Source organism: Providencia xihuensis, from assembly GCF_041953405.1.
Classification (GTDB): Bacteria; Pseudomonadota; Gammaproteobacteria; order Enterobacterales; family Enterobacteriaceae; genus Providencia; species Providencia vermicola.
Genome location: NZ_CP169565.1, coordinates 2903686 through 2925487 on the forward strand (window position 1 = coordinate 2903686; position 21802 = coordinate 2925487).

General features: G+C 38.3%; 22 protein-coding genes. 11 read left to right on the forward strand and 11 right to left on the reverse strand.

What is annotated here, in order from left to right:
* Positions 1-7 precede the first annotated feature (7 nt).
* Entirely contained in the window at positions 8-625 is a 618-nt protein-coding gene (locus ACE2AL_RS13125; protein WP_272538665.1) for a bifunctional 4-hydroxy-2-oxoglutarate aldolase/2-dehydro-3-deoxy-phosphogluconate aldolase, read from the forward strand.
* 134 nt (positions 626-759) lie between these two features.
* On the opposite strand, the gene ACE2AL_RS13130 is transcribed toward ACE2AL_RS13125, so the two are convergent.
* Both ACE2AL_RS13130 and cbpA read right to left on the reverse strand, forming a co-directional pair.
* The gene (locus tag ACE2AL_RS13130; RefSeq protein WP_206083890.1) at positions 760-1056 is read right to left on the reverse strand and encodes a chaperone modulator CbpM; all 297 of its coding nucleotides are present in this window, start codon (positions 1054-1056) and stop codon (positions 760-762) included.
* A complete protein-coding gene (gene cbpA / locus ACE2AL_RS13135) occupies positions 1056-1997 on the reverse strand; it encodes a curved DNA-binding protein (protein ID WP_375084311.1) in 942 nt (313 codons plus the stop codon). Before cbpA ends, ACE2AL_RS13130 begins: the two co-directional genes overlap by 1 nt.
* A 313-nt stretch (positions 1998-2310) precedes the next feature.
* On the opposite strand from cbpA, the gene ACE2AL_RS13140 reads away from it, so the two are divergent.
* The gene (locus ACE2AL_RS13140; RefSeq protein ID WP_206083889.1) at positions 2311-2757 is read left to right on the forward strand and encodes a GNAT family N-acetyltransferase; all 447 of its coding nucleotides are present in this window, start codon (positions 2311-2313) and stop codon (positions 2755-2757) included.
* Between the two features lie 580 nt (positions 2758-3337).
* Here the strand turns inward: ACE2AL_RS13140 and ACE2AL_RS13145 are convergent.
* Positions 3338-4051 carry an RNA polymerase sigma factor FliA gene (locus ACE2AL_RS13145; RefSeq protein ID WP_206083888.1) on the reverse strand — a complete coding sequence of 238 codons (714 nt, stop codon included), beginning with the start codon at positions 4049-4051 and terminating at the stop codon, positions 3338-3340.
* A gap of 617 nt (positions 4052-4668) precedes the next feature.
* Here ACE2AL_RS13145 and ACE2AL_RS13150 point away from each other — a divergent pair.
* Positions 4669-5847 carry an MFS transporter gene (locus ACE2AL_RS13150; protein WP_375083579.1) on the forward strand — a complete coding sequence of 393 codons (1179 nt, stop codon included), beginning with the start codon at positions 4669-4671 and terminating at the stop codon, positions 5845-5847.
* 184 nt (positions 5848-6031) lie between these two features.
* Here ACE2AL_RS13150 and ACE2AL_RS13155 read toward each other — a convergent pair whose 3' ends face one another.
* Positions 6032-7150, reverse strand: coding sequence for a FliC/FljB family flagellin (locus ACE2AL_RS13155; protein ID WP_375083580.1), 1119 nt, complete (start codon positions 7148-7150; stop codon positions 6032-6034).
* Between the two features lie 367 nt (positions 7151-7517).
* Here ACE2AL_RS13155 and fliD point away from each other — a divergent pair, with 367 nt between their 5' ends.
* The 3 genes from fliD to fliT are packed head-to-tail and all read left to right on the forward strand — an operon-like array spanning position 7518 to position 9743.
* Positions 7518-8960 carry a flagellar filament capping protein FliD gene (fliD, locus tag ACE2AL_RS13160; protein WP_375083581.1) on the forward strand — a complete coding sequence of 481 codons (1443 nt, stop codon included), beginning with the start codon at positions 7518-7520 and terminating at the stop codon, positions 8958-8960.
* A gap of 5 nt (positions 8961-8965) precedes the next feature.
* The gene (fliS, locus tag ACE2AL_RS13165; protein WP_004909969.1) at positions 8966-9364 is read left to right on the forward strand and encodes a flagellar export chaperone FliS; all 399 of its coding nucleotides are present in this window, start codon (positions 8966-8968) and stop codon (positions 9362-9364) included.
* Positions 9354-9743, forward strand: coding sequence for a flagellar protein FliT (gene fliT, locus ACE2AL_RS13170; protein WP_206083885.1), 390 nt, complete (start codon positions 9354-9356; stop codon positions 9741-9743). Before fliS ends, fliT begins: the two co-directional genes overlap by 11 nt.
* Before the next feature lie 45 nt (positions 9744-9788).
* On the opposite strand, the gene def is transcribed toward fliT, so the two are convergent.
* Positions 9789-10298, reverse strand: a complete 510-nt coding sequence (gene def, locus ACE2AL_RS13175; RefSeq protein ID WP_206083884.1) for a peptide deformylase — start codon at positions 10296-10298, stop codon at positions 9789-9791.
* Positions 10299-11669: 1371 nt separating this feature from the next.
* On the opposite strand from def, the gene ACE2AL_RS13180 reads away from it, so the two are divergent.
* The gene (locus tag ACE2AL_RS13180; RefSeq protein WP_375083582.1) at positions 11670-12119 is read left to right on the forward strand and encodes a DUF1097 domain-containing protein; all 450 of its coding nucleotides are present in this window, start codon (positions 11670-11672) and stop codon (positions 12117-12119) included.
* A gap of 487 nt (positions 12120-12606) precedes the next feature.
* Here the strand turns inward: ACE2AL_RS13180 and ACE2AL_RS13185 are convergent, their stop codons facing one another.
* Positions 12607-12909: a hypothetical protein gene (locus tag ACE2AL_RS13185; RefSeq protein WP_349415251.1), complete on the reverse strand. Its 303-nt coding sequence runs from the start codon at positions 12907-12909 to the stop codon at positions 12607-12609.
* A 161-nt stretch (positions 12910-13070) separates the two neighbouring features.
* Here ACE2AL_RS13185 and ACE2AL_RS13190 point away from each other — a divergent pair, with 161 nt between their 5' ends.
* Entirely contained in the window at positions 13071-13403 is a 333-nt protein-coding gene (locus ACE2AL_RS13190; protein ID WP_375083583.1) for a DUF4180 domain-containing protein, read from the forward strand.
* An 18-nt stretch (positions 13404-13421) separates the two neighbouring features.
* Here ACE2AL_RS13190 and ACE2AL_RS13195 read toward each other — a convergent pair whose 3' ends face one another.
* Entirely contained in the window at positions 13422-13778 is a 357-nt protein-coding gene (locus ACE2AL_RS13195) for an MmcQ/YjbR family DNA-binding protein (RefSeq protein WP_272573699.1), read from the reverse strand.
* A 98-nt stretch (positions 13779-13876) separates the two neighbouring features.
* On the reverse strand, positions 13877-15451 hold the full coding sequence (locus ACE2AL_RS13200; protein WP_272538672.1) for an NAD(P)/FAD-dependent oxidoreductase: 1575 nt from the start codon (positions 15449-15451) through the stop codon (positions 13877-13879).
* A 995-nt stretch (positions 15452-16446) separates the two neighbouring features.
* On the opposite strand from ACE2AL_RS13200, the gene ACE2AL_RS13205 reads away from it, so the two are divergent.
* Genes ACE2AL_RS13205 through ACE2AL_RS13215 form a run of 3 tightly spaced genes read left to right on the forward strand, consistent with a single transcriptional unit; the run spans position 16447 to position 19610 of the window.
* Positions 16447-17295: an efflux RND transporter periplasmic adaptor subunit gene (locus ACE2AL_RS13205; protein ID WP_375083584.1), complete on the forward strand. Its 849-nt coding sequence runs from the start codon at positions 16447-16449 to the stop codon at positions 17293-17295.
* Between the two features lie 3 nt (positions 17296-17298).
* A complete protein-coding gene (locus ACE2AL_RS13210; protein WP_353168276.1) occupies positions 17299-18933 on the forward strand; it encodes an FUSC family protein in 1635 nt (544 codons plus the stop codon).
* Between the two features lie 17 nt (positions 18934-18950).
* Positions 18951-19610, forward strand: coding sequence for a MarC family NAAT transporter (locus ACE2AL_RS13215; RefSeq protein WP_206083876.1), 660 nt, complete (start codon positions 18951-18953; stop codon positions 19608-19610).
* A 361-nt stretch (positions 19611-19971) separates the two neighbouring features.
* Here the strand turns inward: ACE2AL_RS13215 and ACE2AL_RS13220 are convergent, their stop codons facing one another.
* The 3 genes from ACE2AL_RS13220 to fliE form a co-directional block, all read right to left on the reverse strand.
* On the reverse strand, positions 19972-20184 hold the full coding sequence (locus ACE2AL_RS13220; protein WP_206083875.1) for a cold shock domain-containing protein: 213 nt from the start codon (positions 20182-20184) through the stop codon (positions 19972-19974).
* A gap of 337 nt (positions 20185-20521) precedes the next feature.
* A complete protein-coding gene (locus ACE2AL_RS13225; RefSeq protein ID WP_349415256.1) occupies positions 20522-20980 on the reverse strand; it encodes an Hsp20 family protein in 459 nt (152 codons plus the stop codon).
* A 399-nt stretch (positions 20981-21379) separates the two neighbouring features.
* A complete protein-coding gene (fliE, locus tag ACE2AL_RS13230; RefSeq protein WP_206083873.1) occupies positions 21380-21691 on the reverse strand; it encodes a flagellar hook-basal body complex protein FliE in 312 nt (103 codons plus the stop codon).
* Positions 21692-21802 lie beyond the last annotated feature (111 nt).

Below are 21802 nucleotides of genomic sequence, written 5' to 3' on the forward strand. Positions count from 1 at the left end.
TTTAGCCATGAATCAACTGATTGAAAGAATTAAAAAACTGAACGTTGTTCCCGTGATCACCATTAATCATGCAGAACATGGCGCACCACTTGCTAAAGCCTTGGTGGAAAACGGCCTGCCGTGTGCGGAAGTGACTTTTCGTACCCCTGCCGCCGTGCAAGCCATTAAAAATATGCGTGCCGCCTACCCTGAATTGCTGATTGCTGCTGGCACCGTGTTAACCACTGAACAAGTTGACCAAGCTATTGATGCAGGCGTGGACTTCATTGTTAGCCCAGGTTTTAACCCCAAAATCGTCGCTTATTGCCAACAAAAGAAAGTGATTATTATTCCTGGAGTGAATAACCCAAGCCTCGTCGAACAGGCCCTTGAGTTTAACCTGACCACCTTAAAATTCTTCCCCGCGGAAGCCTCTGGCGGCGTTGCCATGCTAAAAGCCCTGAGCGCTGTTTACCCAGTGAAATTTATGCCAACGGGCGGTATCGGTGTGAAAAACATTAAGGAATACACCGCGTTACCATCGGTGTTAGTCTGCGGTGGCTCGTGGATGGTGCCAAATGACTTAATTGACAAAGAAGACTGGCAAGCGCTCGGTAAATTAATTGCCCAAGCGGCAGCCATTTAATTAATAATAAAAAATCTCGTTGTCGTCATTATGCCCTTATTCCCATGATAAGGGCTTTTTTATGAGAAATTAGCCTGCATTTTTTGCTCAATACTCACTAATCCCAACAGCTGTGACTTGATTAATTATTGGTATTATTCATCAATAAAACGTTTGAGCTGTAACCGCAGCATCTCATTTTCACGCCGCAGTCTATCATTTTGATCCATCAAGCTCATGGCCATTGCAATCCCTGGCCAATCAATCTCTAGCTCATGGTAAAGACGCACGGCCCTTCTCACAATAATCACGGCTTGGTCGTCAAATAACCATTCATGAGTTGTTTCAATCGGTTGGATTATCCCCAGCCCGACAATTTCCTGTAATTCATCTTCAGCGATACCTGTATGAATACAGAAATCAATAACGGTTAGTGTTGTTAACTGTTCCATTATTTTCCTCCCCAATTCTTACGCGGGTCAAAACTCTGTTGTGCCTCCGCCAACTTCTGCCACAGTGCGTTGGATTGTGCATCACTGCTCTCTGGCATCACCACTTTTATAATCACGTATAAATCACCAGCATGCCCCTTGTGTACCAGTCCTTTTCCTTTAATTCGTAATTTTTGGCCTACTTGGCTATTTGCAGGAACTGTAATAACGATAGGGTCTTTGAGCGTCGGAATAGTGATTTTGGTGCCTAGCGCCGCTTCCCAAGGTGCTAAAGGCGCCACAATTTCCAAATCATGCCCTTTAATATCAAATAATGGGTGTGGCGCAATGCGGATAGTGATCCATAAGTCCCCGTTTTCACCGCCATTCTCCCCTGTGGTACCTTGCCCTTTTAAACGGATGCGTTGCCCATCAATAACCCCTGCAGGGATTGTCACATTTAATGTTTTGGGGATTTCATTGTCGATAAAACCGTAGGCATTATAAACTGGTAAATTGTAGCTTATGGTGCGTTTGTGTGATTCTTGGCTCTCTTCGAGGAAAATAGCCAATTCAACTTCGAGGTCTTGACCGCGGTGGCTACGTGGCTGCCTTGTACTACCACTGCGTGCACGTTGAGAAAACATCGATGAGAAAATATCATCGAAATTCCCTGAATCAAAACCTTGCTGGGAGTATGAATGACTTTGCTGGCCTTGAGCCCCTTGGTTAAAATAAGGGTCGTTTCGGTGTTCCCACATCTCATCGTATTCTGCACGCTTTTCTTTATCACTTAGTACTGCCCACGCTTCGGCGATTTCTTTAAAACGCGCTTCCGCATCGGGCTCTTTGCTAACATCAGGGTGATATTTGCGCGCTAAGCGGCGATATGCGGTTTTAATGGTCTTCAAATCATCAGTGCGATTTACACCCATGATGCTGTAATAATCCTTTAGTTCCATAGTCATATCTCGTTCATTTATTTGTTGAATAGAATTCTTATGGTGCTTTACCTTGCCGCGTGTATTTTGAAAATATAATGGCAGCATTGAATTTAACTTAAGATATTTAAGCAATAATTGGAATAGCCGAATGAGGCTAAAAATTAAATATATTAATTAATCAGCCCATTCAATAGATAACGATATTGTTGATTTCACGCGAACTACCATTCCATAAACACAGAAATTATTGATAAATCCCCCTAAAAACAGGAAATTTTCACCATTTCAGGCTAAACCTATAAAAGAGCTAATTGATTGCAAAGGAAACCCTATGGATGCTATTACCAGCCGCCTGAGCTATAAAATGAATTTCGCCATATCAGTTGAAGATTTTATTCGGTTAATTCTTCAGTCACCGTTTAGAGAAACGGTTTCAACCGATAATCTAACTCAATTAGATGCAATGCTGAATAACGCGGATTTATTGATTAGTGCATGGGACGATGAGCAAGTGGTGGGGTTTGTCCGCGCGGTCACGGATTTTAGTTCTTGCTGTTATATCTGCGAACTTGCCATTGACGCACATTATCAAAAACACGGCATCGACCGTCAATTAATGCGCATTGCCGCCGAAGAACTTCCCCCCGACTGCCAAATTTTATTTTTCTCCACCGACAGCAATCTCACCGAATATCTGAAATTGGGCTTCACCCAATCACCAAGAGCTTGGCACACCACCGCGGAGACCTATTTAGCCAAATCCGCCGATAGGGATTGAGGCACTCACTCACAATAAATTCAAGAAAATACTTTTTAATTCAACAATGATGCCCTAACCAATTCACACATAATAAACTCAAAAAATTCTTTCAACTCCGTTGCGATGCTCTAAATAATTCGGATTATGGATAGAGGACTAGAAAAGATACTTCGAGAAAGACACACATGTTTAGAAATCGGCGAGGGAAACCATTTCAATCTTATTATTCCCCTGCTCCAGATACTCTAAATAATTCGGATTGTGGGTAGAAGACTAGAAAAGATACTTCGAGAAAGGCGCTCATGTTTAGAAATCAGCGAGGGAAACCATTTCAATCTGATTATTCCCTCGATGCAAATGCTCTAAATAATTCGGATTGTGGGTAGAGGACTAGAAAAGATACTTCGAGAAAGGCACACATGTTTAGAAATCGGCGAGGGAAACCATTTCAATCTTATTATTCCCTCGATGCAAATGCTCTAAATAATTCGTGCTACAGCTAGGCGGCGAGTGAGTTTAGCCCTAGGAGCATACATAAGTATGTGACTAGGGTGAACTCATGAAGCCAACAACGCTGTGGTGCGAAGTATGACGAGCATCATCGCAACTTACCGCGCAAGCGCTTAATAGCCTGACTATGAAGCTGACTCACCCTCGACTCCCCCACCTCCAGCACCGCACCAATCTCCTTCAGGTTCAGCTCCTCTTGGTAGTACAACGTCAGCACCATTTTTTCACGCTCTGGTAGCTGGTCTATCGCCGCCATCACTTGCGACTTTAAGCTCGACTCCATCAGCAAGCTTAGCGGGTTACCACCGTCGCTCTCATCCATTTGCGGCTCACAGCTTTCCCCGTGAACTTCATGCCACTCATCGTAGGAAAATAGCTGGCTATTATTGGTATCTAGCAGTGCTTGGCGATACTCTGCAAGGTCAATATCCAGCGCTTTAGCGATTTCTGGCTCCGTCGCGCTGCGCCCCAGTGATTGTTCCAGCGCGCCAATGGCCTTGGTCATTTCCCTTGCTTGGCGGCGCACGCTGCGCGGTACCCAGTCACGGCTGCGCAGTTCATCAAGCATTGAGCCACGAATACGCTGCACCGCATAGGTGGCGAACGATGCCCCTTGGGTAACATCGAAACGTTCCAATGCATGCAATAAACCAATGCCCCCCGCTTGAATTAGGTCGTCGATATCAACACTGGCGGGTAGTCTAACTTGCAGTTTCAGGGCTTCATGGCGTATTAGAGGGTAATAACGCTCCCATAGGCTATTTTTATTAATCACACCTTCGGCAGTATACAAATCACTCACAACCTGAATCACCCTTCAAGCTTTATAAAAGGTACCCATTATCTGTGTTGGTTTTGATTTCAATCCGTAGAGTAAGGCACTAAATGTGGCTTTATTTCCCTTATCCTAAATAGGCAAAATTTGAATATTCACGAGGTTAATGGTTGTTTTAACACAACTTTCAAGAGATTTGATGGGTAATACAAGTGGGAGTGGTTGTTTTGTTAAAAGGTAGCTTTTTCATTAAATTGCAGGTTTTGGCTTTAGACTTTGCTATTAGCTGTAAGCTGGGTTAACCCCCTTAAAACAAATGAAGCTATTGGTAAACAACAAGCGCGCTTGGCGCTATGCATCATAACCAAGGTAAACATAGCATTTGCTATGGGAAGTAATGACAATGAAAATAATCGGACTAATAGATTATATAAAAAATATAATTCTTAAATCTATTTAATATTAATTAAACATTGAAATTATTCAGGCTAACAAGGTAAAAAATTACTATTTGACAGATTTAATTTACATAATGTATTTTTACATTCACCAATGCAACGGCAGATGAGTTTAATTAAAAAATCAAGTATGACCTTTATGAAATAATTAACTTTAAATTTTAACTTAAACCGTTAAGAATAAAAATGGCATACAAAATATATTTCTTTTATTTTTTCTTTCTTTTCCCAATGTGGATATCCAAAACATTGCAGCCCATCTATTGGGAACAGCAGGCGCAATTGAAGTTATTTTCAATTTCATACGTAATGATGGCGGTTGCGGGGGCGTGCTCACTATTTTATGCCAAAGGGCTATCCCGATTTGGTACTAAGACTGGTTTAATTGTGGGCTTTTTCCTGTATGGGTGTGGCCTTGTTCTTAGAGCCTATCCCACAGGGATGGCTATCGCCGTGACTTCAGGTTTGATGGCAGGGATGGGTGCGAGTATTATCGCTATTGCGCTAAAATCACTAATTTTTAATATTGATAAACAGGAACAAAATAAAGTCCTGCTACACACCGATAATTTAAGCACAGTTGCACAAAGCCTTGGGGCTTTTATTGCAGGAGGGCTAGTGACGATTTTATCAATTATCGATCAAACTCCATATCGTTCCGCCTTATTGATTAGCGGGGTCATGGTATTAATCGCCATAGTAGCCATTCCTTCATTAAAAATACCAAAAACTGAGAAACCATTAGTGAAAAAAGGTTCCCCAAAAGGCATTTCATTTTTTCCTTTTCTCAGTAAAGCAGATTTAATTTTATTTATTGCATTTATTATCAGTGGCGCCAGTTGGGCACTGATCTTTCCCATTATTCCTGTGTATTTAAAAAACATGCATTTTTCAGATGCGAATGTTGGCCTTGTGATGTCATTAGGCGTTATTTCTGGGTTAGTACTCAAGAACCTTTTTATGTTTATTTTTTCTGACAAAGATAAACCTATCTCATTACTCGTTTTTTCTGGTTTATGCATGCTGATGCTCTATGGCATGTTTTGGTCGATAAAATTTAGCTCCCCGATTGTTTTCGCCATCTCGGTTATTGCCATGTATATGTTTAGAACCGTTTGCTCACTATTAATTAATTTGGTTGAGATGGAGATTGCCCGCAAAGGGAATGCCGAACATATTTTTGGTTTAATACAAACCGCATTTTTAACAGGGGATATATTTGGCGGAATCGCCCTACCCTATGTTTATGAGTCTGGTTTTCTGGTTAACACCCCTCTCGTTATTATTATTTTTATTCTGTTATCAAATATATTAATTTACGCCTGTGCCAAAATTAACACTAAAACGTATGCGGAGTTTAACTGAAATACTACAGCGAGCCCTAAATAACTCGTGTTGCGGCTAGGCGACGAAGGCGGTTATCCCGATGAGCGTACATAAGTACGTGATTCGGGTGACTGACTGACGGCAACACCCTTGTAGTGCAAAATATGACAGGCAAAGAAAAGGCCAGCAATGCTGGCCTTCAGTATCATTAACCAATTACGAATTAACGTAACAGGCTCAGAACACCTTGTGGAACTTGGTTAGCTTGTGCTAACACAGCAGTACCTGCTTGTTGCAGAATTTGACCACGGCTCATGTTAGAAACTTCTGTTGCGAAGTCAGCATCTTGAATACGGCTACGTGCTGCGCTCAGGTTGTTAACAGAGTTGTTCAGGTTGTTGATGGTAGACTGCATACGGTTTTGGAATGCACCAAGTTTAGAGCGGTAAGTGTCTACCGTCGTTAACGCATCATCTAAAGTAGATAATTGCTTATCAAAATCAGCCTTTGCTTCTTCTGCTGTTTTAGGATCTAATTTTACTTCAGCTTTAGCGTTCAAGGTAAAATCAGCCGTTGTCGCTGTCGTGCCATTAGCCTTGAAATCTGATTGTGCTACTTTATAGTATGCATCATCTTTTTTGGCATAAATTTGACCGTTCTCACCTTTATGGAAAGTAACGTCTGTTCCAGCATCAACTATAGTAAATGTTGCATTACCTGTTAGTTCCTTGATTTGCGCAGCAGCAGCAGCCTTTTCGTCAGCATCGCCAGTGGTTGCATCTAATTTATCCATATCAGATAAGATATCACCCTTGCCAACTTTAAACTTATCAATACCTAATTCTTCTAGGTTGATTTTCTTCATATCTAATTCGATACTTTCTTTATCATTTGCACCAACCTGAAAACTCATTTTATTTTCTGATGCTAATACATTGATTCCATTGAACTGAGTTTGGTCAGAAATACGAGTTATTTCATCCATGCGATCTTTAACTTCCGCTTGGATAGAAGCAATATCACTTGATGAGTTAGTACCGTTTTTCGCTTGAACAGTCAGTTCACGAATACGTTGTAAGTTATCGTTGATTTCGTTAACTGCGCCTTCCGCAGTTTGTGCGATAGAAATACCGTCATTGGCATTACGAGAAGCTTGGGTTAAACCTTTAACGTTTGCCGTAAAACGGTTAGCAATCGCTTGGCCTGCTGCATCGTCTTTAGCGCTGTTGATACGTGAACCTGAAGATAAACGTTCAATTGCAGAACCTAATACGCCTTGTGAACGGTTTAAATTGTTCTGAGTAGTCAGAGACAGAATGTTAGTGTTAATAACTTGTGCCATGGTAATGTCCTTGTTATTCAAATTAATAAGTTAAGCCTATGCGCTTAACTGAGTGATTTTCGTCAGCAATATGTTTATCGGCTGTAACCAAAACCCCTTTAGGCTTTTTGAATAAAAATTTCATCAATAACGGCAAAACCTGCACGGGAAGCCGCTTTTTACTTTATTATTTTGCTTGGAATTATTTTATTTTTATCAATTTTCGAGTTATTTACCCCTAATAAGGATAAATACCTAGATTTACCCCGTTACTTCCCGCCATCGTTGTTTTTCAGAATAGTCTAAAATTTTCCTCCCTTTGGCCGATATCAGTCTAAATAGTTTTTATATTCAAGATTTATGTCGCTGACATAGCGTAGGAGAAAACATGGCAGGAATATCCACACTCGGTATCGGGTCAAACTTAGATTTAAACGTACAAATGGACCAATTAGAATCGATGGAGCGCCGTCGTTTAGAGCCATTAACCACCCAAAAAGCCAGTTATGACGCGCAAATTAGCGCCTTTGGTAAAATGCAGTCGTCCTTAGAAAAACTGAAAAAAGCCGCGGAAGATTTAAAAAAATACGGCGATATCAGCACCACCAAAGTGAATGGCGAATATAAAGCCTTTGATGTAAAAACGGACGGTAAAGCTGTCGCAGGTGTACATGATGTCACCGTTGAACGTTTAGCGAAAGCGCAAACCATCGCCACTAAAGGCACACCCAATAATAGTAATAAAGAGTTGCTGGGTAATGGCGATAAAGAACGCACAATCACTATTACCCAACCCTCGCAAAAAGAAGATAAAGATAAAATCGTTATCAAACTGGATAACGAACACACTTCATTGATTGAAATTGCCGATGCTATCAATAAAACCGATAAAGGCGTTTCCGCATCGGTGATTAAAGATAAAGACAATATTTATCACCTTGTTGTGACGTCCAAAAAAGAAGGTTCTGAAAACCGCATTAGCATAAATGTGGATGGGGATGACAAACTGGCTGACATCCTGAATGTTGAGTCTGTGATGGATGATAAAGGGGTTGTCACCATAAAAAATGCTGATACCAGCGGCATGGTGCAAAAAGTTGCCCCACAAACCGCATTGCTAGAGATTGATGGTTTCCAATTAGAATCACAAACCAATGAAGCCAAAGATTTATTTCCCGGTTTAACCCTCACCCTGAAAAAAGAAAGCGAAGAAGGTAAAGCCGACCATTTAATCGTTTCTGAAGATATCGAGCCCGCTAAAGGCAAAATTAAAGCGTGGGTAGATGCCTATAATGAATTCCAAAATTTAGCTCGCGAGCTGACTAAGTACACACCAACAGAAAAAGGGACTGCGCCCGATAAAACCAATGGCCCGCTGATTGGTGATTCTACTTTACGCATGATCCAAAGTACCCTGCGCACGCAAGTTCGCGTCCCACAAGCTAGCGGTGAAATTGATACACTTGGCAAAATGGGTATTAAGCAAAAACTGGATGGCACCTTAGAAATCGATAATAAAGTGCTGGATAAAGTCCTGAAAGAAAACCCATCTAGCGTCAAAGTGTTTTTTGCTGGGGACGGAAAAGAAACGGGGTTTGGCACCGAAAACTTTAACTACTTAAAAGACACCTTAGACAGCAAAGAAGGCACACTGCACAATGCCACCGATGGTATCCAAAAGAAAAAGAAAAGTTTAGATAAACGTATTGAGCAGACCAATAAGCAAATCGAAAACACCATGGATATGTACCGTCGCCAATTCCAAAACCTCGATAAAATGATGACGTCGCTCAACAGCACCAGTAATTCATTAGGCCGACTTTTAGGTTAAAAAATATGTATCAACGACACGCACAGCAAGCCTACCAACAAGTCGATTTGGAGAGTGAAATCACCAATGCGACCCCGTACCAGCTGATCCAAATCCTGTTTAAAGGGGCGCTAAGTGCCCTGAAACGCGGGGAGATTTTTATGCAGCAAGGGAAGGTGGCTGAAAAAGGTAAAGAAATCTCAAAAGCTATCGACATCATTGACACTGGGTTAAAGCAGTCGTTAAATTATGAAGCTGGCGGCGAACTTGCGGAAAATTTAGCAAGTTTGTATGAGTATATGACAATGCAGCTACTCCGTGCCAACCTCGAAAACAACGTGGCTTATGTCCAAGAAGTTTACCAGTTACTCTCCGATATCGCCTCTGCATGGCAACAAATCGGTGCAAATGTGGATGAAAGATAATCAGGTGGACAATAAAAATCCTATCGATTTACAAGAAATATACCGTAATGTCTTAGTATTAAGTGAAAATTTAGTTGCCTTAGCGCAATCTGGGGAATGGGAGACACTGGTCTCCCGCGAAACGGAGTACGTCCTGGCGGTGGAAAACCTCACCGCGTTAACGCAAGCGTTCGAAGAACAGCAGCCAATCACTGAGGAATTTATTCAGTTATTGCATAAAATTATTGAAAATGAACGTGTGACTAAAGAATATTTACAACAGCATTTAAACTTTTTAAGCAAAGAAATTAAGCAATTAGACCAAAAACGGGTGCTCAATAACAGCTATGGGCAATTCGATGAGACTGACGCCCCGTTGGTTATTCGCCCTAGGGAATAAAATTTGTGTGTCAGGCCAACAAACCTGACACGCCTCTTCCAATGACTATTGCTGCTGTTTTAAACGTTGCTGTTTTTTCAGCTTTTTAAGCAGCATATTGCGTTTTAACGTGGATAAGTGGTCGAGAAACACTTTACCGTGCAAGTGGTCGATTTCATGTTGCATCACGATGGCTAAAAACTCATCGCTGTCCACCTCAAATTCTTTACCGTGTCTATCAAACGCTTTCACTTTCACACGTAAGAAACGGTCGACATCCGCGTAGATTTCAGGCACTGACAAGCACCCTTCTTGGTAACTGGTTTCCCCTTCGCTTTCGACGATTTCAGGGTTGACAAACACCATCGGTTCATCACGGTTTTCCGAAATATCAATCACCATAATGGATTTGGTTTCAGCAATTTGCGTAGCAGCAAGGCCAATGCCATTATCAGTGCTGTACATGGTATCGATTAGATCATCGATTAACGTTTGTACCGCGGCGAAATCCGTCACAGGGCTGCATTTAATGCGCAGTCTTTCATCGGGAATTTCAATAATTTCTCTTACTGCCATAATTCAAATCCTATTAATTCAGTCTTTATTCTTAATAATTGAATCTATTGCTCAGCCAAATTATCTAAACGAACAAAGTTGCATAAGCAAGCACCCCAACACCGCGCGTTAAACACGTTAAGAGGAGATAGGCTTGCACACCTTTTTCTAATGAATGGCTTAATAAATAAGTATGGAAAACATTATCAACTTTTTCATTTGCCAAAAATAGGCAAAAAATGACATTGTGATTTAACCTTACTCGCACCTTGGCGGTTTTTTCGCCACAATGCCTGACCAAGCAATTTAAAATTTCGTGTAAAAACAAGGTACAATGCGGCTTGGCAGAAAAATACCATGTTATTTAACAAACTTCACCTAAAATATGCAAAAAGTGTCATTTAAGCAATTAATCATTTTACAATTATCTATCGCTAACAATTTCTCATCACCTGTTTAAATAACACTGGAGTTAAACTATCCCACTGCCAATATCCCGAATAAACAGCTTTGTATAAGCGATTTATCATTTAAGCCAAAAGCCTATAGCATGCTGGTGTCATTCAGACGATGACACATATTCAAACGATAACAAATAAAACAGGAAATAAATAAAACCACCAAACAAGCTAACTCTGGCATTGCCTCTATCGCGGCAATGAGTAATATCCCCTATTCCCTAAATAGCCGATTCAGTGCAGGGTTGGTATCGGCCGTTATCAAGACGGCAAAGTACTTGCCGCTGGAGTGCAATACCCAGTTAGGCAAAATGTAAACCTACGTAGTTCTATTGCGTGAAATAACGCAAATAACCCAGTAATTAATGCGGTGTTGCTGTCGGCTGGTAAGCTGGGTAAATACAATACGTATTTTCTTCTACCAAAGTCTCAAAGTACGTTAAAGTGGTAAAGAAAATAGAGGATGCCGCCTACGCTGTGTAATAGGGTTACGCAGGCTTAGCCATCCTCTATTTAAAATATATTCAAGGGCATTAGCAATGCAAAGTAAATATACCATTTGCAAATACGCCTTAATGGGGACGCTTTCATACTTTTTCTTTGTGAAAACACAGGTAAACGATTGCAGTTGATCTAGGTTGTGAATTCAGAGAAATAACCGCAGATACAAATTGCAACCAGGGGATCAGCTGGATACAATGCTTGCCTTTGTTTGCTCTCATCTCTATTGATAACCCAAATAATCTTGATTTATTAATATGTTAACGCAAACCTTCATTAAAAACATGCGTGTTTCTGATTTAATCAGCTCAAAAGCTGAATCGAGACAACAAGATATTTGTTTTTATTAAGCATAACAATGCTGCACTGAGTAACCATAAGCAACCGCCTAAGGTTCTCTGAAATTGATTAACCCTAATTTGAAGTCGCTATTGTGAAATTACTTTTTTGTCTTTCGTTAACTACTGCAATTCTCTCGGGCCTTTGGGCATGGGTCGCTGATTTACTTGGCTTAATTGGCTGGGCAGGATTTCTGGGCTGTACGGCTTACTTTGCCTACCCGAAAGATGGCATCAAAGGCCTTGGTATTACCGCACTAACCGTTAGCAGCGGTGTTGTGTGGGGATTAGTTATCTTACATGGCGGTAGCTATTTGCAAAACTTGCCGAGCTTTATCGGCTATTTCGTCACAGGATTTGTGGCCTTTTTTATGTGCATTCAAGCAAAAAAACAGTGGTTGTCATACATCCCTGGAACCTTTGTCGGTACCTGCACCATTTTTGCTGCGCAGGGGGCATGGCTGATCACCATTCAATCATTACTAATTGGTATAGTGTTTGGTTTTTCCATGAAGAAAAGTGGAATGTGGCTGGCTGAAAAGTGACAAAAAAAGCCGCTTTTAGGCGGCATAAAAGAATAAATAAAACCAAGGGAATTTCAAACAAGATTGATAGTACCTTAAATTCGTATAACAACAATATATAACATAATGATTTTATTAATAATTAATTAGAATAACGACTAAGTAAGCTTACATAGCTAAACGAAGAAAATGAAGTAAATATTGTTAACGAAATGATAAAAAATGAATATAAGATTCATTTTTTGATTAAGTAAGCTTATCTAACTACTCAATAAATAATTTCATATGAAACTATTCACATCATTATTAGTTAAATTCAGATTTATCTGTACGCCAATTAAGAGTTAAATAATGGAAAGATTAGATTGACTTAATATAAATAATAGTTTGGCTAAAAATAAAATCTTACTAGGGCTGGCGATTATTCGATATTTCTCGTTTATGAGCAAGAAAAAAACCATAAAAATAATATAGTTACCAATGAAATTCTTCTTTTTTAGAACCGACACTACGTTTTCATTTTCAACCAAAAGTTTTGTTGGCAAATATTAAAAAACTCTTTTCTTTTTGGGAATATTTTCAGACCATTCTCTTCGACTAATTGCCAGATAATCCAGCGCTCAGGGCATTGACTATCACAGGTAAATTCCGCTATTTCAATTTCCTCTGTGCATAAAAGTACGACCCCATCCGCAAATTGCCATTGGCGAGTTTTAATAAACACTTCAGATAAACTATCTTGCTGTTGTTGGTTAACAATTAATGTGCAATTCTTAGCCACTAGGGCTTGAGATATATAATGAGAAAGCATGCTAGTTTTCTATCTATAAAGGAAGTTTAGAGATCTTACGATTTAATTTGCTGCGCACAACAGCTATTAGTGACAAATCGCCTTTTTTGTGATCATTTTTAATAAAAACCAGTTATAACCTTAAGAAATTGTATCATTTGACTTAAATTAAGGAAGAACACATGAATTACCAAATTGTGACCATCAACGAAAGCCCTGCTCTTATTTTTCAAAATCTACCAACGCAAATTAATGGCTTACTTAATTTAGTGATGGATGCATCATTGACTGAAGGGATAAAAACAATTGCATTACCCGTTGATGAGCTAGCCCCTGCGTTTTTTACACTCTCCTCAGGCTATGCGGGGGAATTACTGCAAAAACTAACAAATTACGCCATTCATACGCTCATTATTGGGGATATTGAGCACGTTAAAAAACAAAGCAAACCCTTTAATGACTTTGTTTTGGAAGCAAATAAAGGCCATTCAATCAACTTTATTAACATGCTGTAAAGTTTGATAAACCATAAATTAGGTGGTCAGACGGTAGCTTTCATTCACCAAGGACATCAGCTCTGCAGCATTTACCTCCGCCCCTAGCTTCACGGTCACCCAATGTTCTTTATTCATATGGTAGGCGGGGTAAATCCCTTTTTGTAACCGCAATGAGCCCACTAACTCGGGCGGTACCTTGACATTCACGATATCAATTTTTTCCTCTCCTCCACCTTCGACTACTTTTTTTGCAGCAATATCCATAATTACCGCAAACCATTTTCCGTTATTGCCGTGTTTAAAGGTCGCAAATGTGGGGGCTCTTGCCCATGGGTACTCAGGGATAACACCATAATTATTTTGAATATACGCGATCAATTCATTTCGGTTCATCGTGGGCTCCACCCGCGCGTCTTAGTGAGCATTATTATAAAGGGAATTTTATCGTGAACCTAATCAGGCCCACGATAATTTTAGTGAAGTTCAATGCTTTACTTTAAAATATGGTCTGCCACCAAATAGCCCGAAATGGCATTAAGCCCAGCACCTGGCCACGTCGCAGCACCGATCATCCACAAGTTTTTAATCGGCGTTTTATATCGTGAATGCCCAGGGAAAGGCCTAAAAAGATAGTTTTGACTGAGTTGATGGCTGCCCGATACACTGTCACCATTCACCAAGTTACGGTTATGCCGCATGAGATCTGCTGGGGATAACACTGCATAATCAAGGATATTCTGTTTGATATTCGGCGCATAATCCGCAATTTTATCAATCACACGTTCGGCATATTGCTGCTTCATTGAGCCCCATTCCCCCATGGCAATTTCATTTCGGGAATCCGCCGTCGGTGCAAATGGCAGTGCTCTGACTTGTACCCACAAAGTTTCTTTTCCTTCTGGTGCACGCGTTCTGTCACTACGACTTTGTTGCCCCACCACCAGCATTGGGCTATCGGGCAAAATCCCCCTTTGGGCTTGGTCAAAGGTTGCGGAAATATCGTCTGTATACGGGCCAATATGTACATAACCAAAGTTAGAAAAATCTTCCCCTGCATTCCATTCAAGGGGTTTATCCAATGCAAAGTGCAACATCATCGTACCCGCACCATAACGATAACGCTTCGCTTTTTGAATATAATTGCTCGGTAAGTGCTGCTCTTTGATCAGCGAGTTAACGATTTGTGTTGGTGTAATATTACCAATAACCGCTTTTTTCGCACCAAAAGTTTGACCCGATGTGGTTTTCACCCCGATCGCTTTACCATTTTCGATAATAATTTCAGTGACCTCTTTTTGAGTCAGCACTTTCCCGCCATGATTTTCAATAATTCTGGCAATACTGTGCATTAAATTTCCCACGCCACCACGGCTAATGGAAAGTCCATTAAGATGGTCACTTAAGCTTTCTAAAAATGAAAATGTTGCTCCACCTGTTACATCAGGCCCATAATCAAGGTGAAAAGCCCAAGGAATAAATAATGCGCGAGTTTTTGGATGCGTAAAATAGTCTTCTGAAAATTGCCGTGTGGATTTAAGAATTAATTGCGCCAAATTAAGCGATTCCCCCATGCCTAAATGTCTAACCATGGAAAACAACTGCTTAGCTGCTTTAAAAGATGGCAACTCCATTTGCATTAATGGTGCAAAATGCCCAACGGTTTTTTGAAAATAACTGAGTAACGCCCAAAAGCTGTCTGCATCTTGCGGAGAATATTTGCGAAACATCGCATCGGTTTTAGCTCGGTCTTGGTAAACACCTATCCCATCGCCATCTGGAAATACATTGGAGTAAGGGCGGTCACTGGTCACGATATCAAAACCATTTTTATGCAGTTCACTTTGATATTCTTGGTAAAACGGTGATCCTAAAAATAACCCGATATTGGTTGCATACAAATCATGGTGGAAACCAGGCTGCGTAATTTCAGCGGTACGAGCCGCCCCGCCTATTGTCTCTTCACTCTCTAATACAACAACTTTAAGCCCTTTGTGCGCAAGCTTTGCTCCAGCAACGAGGCCATTGTGACCACTGCCAATAATCACCACGTCATATTGCTCATCCATTCTATTCCCCTTAATTCTTATTGTTAGCTTGAGGCCAGACCCAAGTGTCAATTTACATTTAAGCCTTTTAAGTTTAGATAATGAATTAGAAAAGCTAGATTATTTTTCGATTTATCTCATGCAATCTACCATTGAAACTATACTCTTATATTTCAATTAGATAAAACCTCAATAACAACATATCATTTAACTTTTCATACTCAAAGTTGTTTGATTTTTTCAAAAAAGAAACTCTGTTGGTTTTTGTCTATTATTAATTATTTCGCATACCCACTCTCACAACATGAGAATGGTAAAACATTAAATCCAAATAAATTGTATAAAGACAACTGTAATCTGTTTATTGTTTTAATAATACAGTTTCAATCATCATACAAAAATAAAGATGTAGTTATTCAAAAACAATTAAAAACCACATTAAAATAATAAAAACCATATTAGTTACTCAAAAAGTATTTGAATTACCTGATTTTAAAAGTAGTTAAAACGACGTTTTAGATAGATAATAACTTGTTCATAAAGGAAAAAACCTATAAAAATAGTATATTACATGGCTATGAATAGCATGTAAAAGTTTAATGTTCCACATTAAGTCCACAGCGCTAACGCCAGATAAATTAATGGTATGTTATATCAATCAATTAACTATTAATGCGATACAACTACACATTAGAATAATATAGTGATATAACAACCCATGTTATTTTAATAGGTCTCAGATTAAAAATATCAAGTTACTAAATATCAGTACAACGAAATATTACATACATTGTATGGTGGAATAACCGATGAAAGATCTTATTTTAGGGGGAACTGTTTTTATACCAGGGATCATACTCGTATTTTTTCTAGGGTTCTTTTCATGGCTAATCTTTAGGACTATTTATATAAATTTAATGAGCAAATATGAATATGCAGGGAACCTATTTGATATCTCTATGTTATTTTTATGTATTTTATGCATACACTTCATTATTAATTCGTAGTTGGTAAAAATGAATATCAGAAAATATTTAATCATCATTCTCTCTTTGTTCATCATTATTTCCTCTATTTATTTACTATGGAACCATTATGCACTAAGCCCGTGGACTCGTGATGGCAGGATAAGAGCTGAGATCAACCAAGTGACCGCTGAGGTTTCAGGTAAAATTGATAATCTTTTAATCATTGATAACCAAGAAGTTAAAAAAGGTGATTTGTTATTAATTATAGACCCGACAGATTACGAAATTAAAGTTCGCCAATCTGAACTCGAACTCAACGAACTGGTTATTCAACATAACTTTGCAAAAAACCAACTCGCTAGGCGTACAAAACTAAACCAAGTCGCCATTTCAAAAGAAGAGCTTGAAGATGCTCAGTCTCGGCTAGCGAGTCTGACCCAAAAAATAGAATTGGCAAAAGTAAAGATAAACAAAGCAAAACTTGATCTTTCAAGAACGCAAATAACCTCCCCCGTAAATGGCTTTATCACGAACTTAAACCTTAGAACGGGTAATTATATTAATGCTGGCTCGCCTTTATTCGCAATTGTAGATAAAGACTCCTACTATGTTATCGCCTATTTGGAAGAAACTAAAATGACAAATGTGGTTATAGGAGACAATGCAAAAATACAGCTATATAGCAATAACAATGAATTAAGCGGAAAAGTACAAAGTATCGGCCGTGCAATTGATGATAATAACTCATCAACAGGTAACCAACTATTAGAAAATGTGCAGCCCAATTACCCTTGGGTTAGGCTAGCGCAACGTGTACCAGTCAAAATATCGCTGAAAAATAGTCAAAATATATCTTTGATCCCAGGAACAACTTGCACTGTATTTATTGAAGAGTAAGCAATGAAATTAAACTGGTTATTTGCAATCAAGTATACATTAGCTATTTTACTTGCTTGGTTTTTATCCTCTTATTTTGGTTTTGATAAGCCATATTGGTCGATGATGACCGTTGCTATTATTGGCTATCCAGACCCATCGCTAAGCTTAGCTAAAATGGCTGCAAGGCTATCGGGTAGTGTTATTGGTGTCATTGCTGTTACTCTCATTGCCAATATCAGTATTAACGATCATTGGATTTTTACTGCATTAATCATTATTTGGTTATCGATATGTCTTTTTATGACATTAATTTCGCGTTATATGATGCCATATCTGTTTTCGTTATCGGGTTACACCTCCGCAATCATTGCTTTCGGTACGTCAGTATTTCCATTACCAATGACAATTTTTAACTTATCTCAAGAACGGTTAATGGAAGTGATGATAGGGATTGTCGTGTACACTTTTATAACCTACTTACTGCCTAATCAGTCGAATATACCTCAAACAAAATTAATTGATAAAAAAATACAAACAGAAAAAAAACAGTTATTATCAAACCTGTTCAAACAAAGAAATGATAAAATTCATACAAGCTTAAAAAATGTATTAGAAAATAGCATTAGTTATGATGAAACAAGTCAATATGAAAGCCATTTTTTATCGTTTAAAACAGCAAAGCATAAAGCGAAACAGTTACCTATGCTTATCGTTTTCTCTATCATGGGCATGGTTGATAAGCACTTTTTAAAATACACTAGCTACAAACAATTTTTAGACTTTAAAAAGCAAGAGAATGATTTATCTGATAGCAGTTTCTATTATTTTTTTGATTGGAAAGATGCTTTTTTAAATACACTTAGGCTAGTGATCAGTCTGGTTATTAGCGTATTATTTTGGCTAAACACAGGTTGGGAATATGGTTATATACTCCCTGTATTAGTAAGTATTTCATTTACATTTGGCGTGACTATCCCCAATGCAAATAAACTCGCCTTTATTATATTAGTCGTTGCCATTCTAGTGATTATTATTAGCTACATATTGAAGTTTTACTTTTTAATTCAAGCATCTAGTTATTTTCAAGCTGTAATGATCATGGCACCAATATTTTTAATTCTTGGTGTTTTAAAATCCGTAGGTAAACTCGCCTTTTTGCTCTCTCATGTCGTATGCATTTCCATGATATTTCTCATTAATTTTACCAATCCAATGGATTTTGATTTTTCTTACTTTGCTAACACCTCAATTGCACTTATTTTTTCCATTATCATTGTGATATTGATGCTATATATCATTCCACTGAGTAGTGCTCAGCAAATCGAGTCACGTAAAATGAATTTTATGTTGCAAAAAATTAGTAGCATGACATCTAAAGACCTTAATTCAGATAAATTAAAAAATACGATACTATTGAATATTAGTGCTATTTCTAACCCTAAGCACATTAATAAGCTTTATGTTTTATTGTCCTTAATTAGTCTCTACCAATTAGCTAAGTCACATGATGCCAAAAATAAAATTTTTCATCTTATTCATAGTGTTTCTATAGGTAAAGATAAGAGTTCGATTCTTTTCTCAATAAATTTAGAGGATAAATCAAACGATGATATTAGCTTAAAATATAGTCATAAAATTCTTAATTTCTTGCTCTAATTACATAGGAAGTTGACATGTTTGAATTATTAACTGCAATTGGTATTGGGCTCGCCGTATTATTACCCTTGTCTAACCCATTAACAACTGTTGCATTATTTCTTGGCTTATCGGGTGGAATGACGATTGATGCTCGTAAGAAAACCATAAATACAACGCCGATTTATGTTTTTTTTATTATGCTTGTTTCATGGTATTCAGGCCAAGCGATTATGAATACGTTTGGTGTTAGTATTCCAGGGTTAAGGATCGCAGGCGGTTTTATTGTCGCTTATATTGGCTTTAGAATGCTATTTCCCGTTGTTGAAGCCAATAAAAATAATGATGAAGCAAAGATATTAGATAACACCTCTAGTATTGCTTTCGTTCCTTTAGCTATGCCAAGTACTGCGGGGCCAGGGACAATTGCAATGATCATCAGTATGGCCTCATCTGTCATCACAAATGAAAGTGAATACCCTCATTGGGTTGTTTTAGTTGCTCCACCATTAGTTTTTTTCTTATTCTCTATTATTCTTTGGGCCTGTTTGAAAAGCTCAAATATGATAATGAAATTTTTTGGAACAAGTGGCATCGATGCAATATCAAGAATAATGGGATTTTTATTAGTTTGTATGGGAGTGCAGTTTATTATCACAGGAATTGGTGAATTAACCCGATCTGGCTTCTTTTATTAACTATTTTCCTATAACCATAATTAAACTAAGACAAAATTAAACGGACTGAGCCCTGTCATATACAGAATTCAGTCCTTAAAGGCAGATTAAGTTATTGTCTAGTTTTATGGCGTCAGTTCACTTTTTAGGGAGCCTGCAAGCTGATTTACTTAAATCCCTAATGCCAATACATTAATGAAATAATTCCTAGTTCGATGACAATAATGCTTATAATAAATACATTTAGTCAGCCTTATATACAACAAAACCTCGCAGTGCGAGGTTTTAAATAATATTCTAATTGGCTATTAATAAGCCTAAGGTTTTATCGCACTTTTACAAAAGTGTGAATAATTAAACCTAAATAGATTTTTATTAATTTTTACAGTGCAATTACGTTTGCAGCTGCTGGGCCTTTTGCGCCATTTTCGATAGAAAATGAAACTTGTTGGCCTTCAGCTAAAGATTTAAAGTTATCACTCTGGATTGCAGAGAAGTGAACAAACACATCTTTGCTGCCATCTGCAGGAGTAATAAAACCAAAACCTTTATCATCGTTAAACCATTTTACTGAACCAGTCATTGTATTAGACATAGAATTTCCTTTAATTTTTTTAATTGCCATAAGGCATGTGTTCGTTTGGTTGTTTATTGGTACTTATGGAATTAATTAGAAGGAATTCGCAATGAAGGGGTATCTGAGATAACGCTTAATGGTGAACAACTTTAAACTGACTAGCATAAATAGGCCTGTACTTCCAAACCAGTGACGACATTAAGCCACACATAAAACATAATTGCAATTTTATTTTACACCCTGCCCGCAAACCCATGGGTAATTCCATTAAAAATCGCGCCTAATAGAACACAATTTCCATCCTCATTTTAGACATAAAAAACCCGCCATTTCTGGCGGGCTAAAATTAGTAACACTATGATTTTATATCTTTATTTTCAATCGCGATGACTTGCGTTTTTTCTTCCTCTGGAATTTCATATTCAATATCTAATGCTAATAACCCACCCGATAATTCAGCAGATTCAATTTTCACATTTTTACCTAAATTAAACTCAAGGGAGAACGTGTTTTGCGTAATTCCTTTATGGATCCATTTTTCTGAGTCATTGTTTAATTCAGTGGATTGCTCACCTTGTATGCACAATTTCCCACCTTTCATGGACACCGTTAAGTCATCTTCCTTATAACCTGGCACACTCACTGTTAATTGATAGTGCGTATCGTCTATTTGTTTTAAATTATAAGGATGCTCTGAAGTTAACGGCCGATTACCTGTTAATTGGCTAAACAATCTGTCTATTTGATCAAACCTATTTGAAAGCAAGTTATCTGATAATGTTGGAAATAATGAAAAAGATCGAATGTTAGACATAAACGCTCCTTCAATATTCTATATCGTAAACTAAACCTATATAACCTTGCACCATCAACCTAGTGTGGCGTCATGCTTTAGCTTGGTGCATTATTTATATAAGGCTCACAGCGAATATTTCAAGTTTTCAATGGCACTTTTTTTACACATTTTTATTGGCTATCTTCATATGAATAGGACAACAAATTAGACATATTTGGCGTTATTTGCAGGTTATCTTACAGCCTTTATTAGCGTATAAATAAGATGGGTATCGTCAAAGTGGAATTATGATATTTGATCGCTGGATAACTCAAAGTCACTCAAGCCCATTATTATTTTGAATAAAAATGCCTTATCGTTGCTACTAACACGCCACGATAAGACCATTAATTTATAATATTCAAATAGATAAATAACTCACACTGGCATTGACATAATCTCTTGATACGCCGCAACCAGTTTATTTCGCACTTGAATACCCATTTGCAGACTTAGACTGGCTTTTTGCATATCCACCATCACATCATTTAGGGAAATATCTTGCTTCCCAAGGGTAAAATCTTCAATTTGCTTCGCAGAATCATTGCGTGTTTTATTGATTTGGTTAACGGATGCAACAAGGTGATCCGCAAAGCCCACTGGCTCAATAGTAGGTTTTATTGGGTTAGTCGCTTGCGTCGCCACCACATTTAATTGTGAAATAACCCCTTCAATGGCTTGAACTGTCATGATGTTCTCTTCTCAATATAGTGAATATGTACCACTAATTCATTCGTCGAGCTTACCCTACCACACCCTTTTTAACTTGAAGCCGATAAATAACACCAAATTTATAGGCTG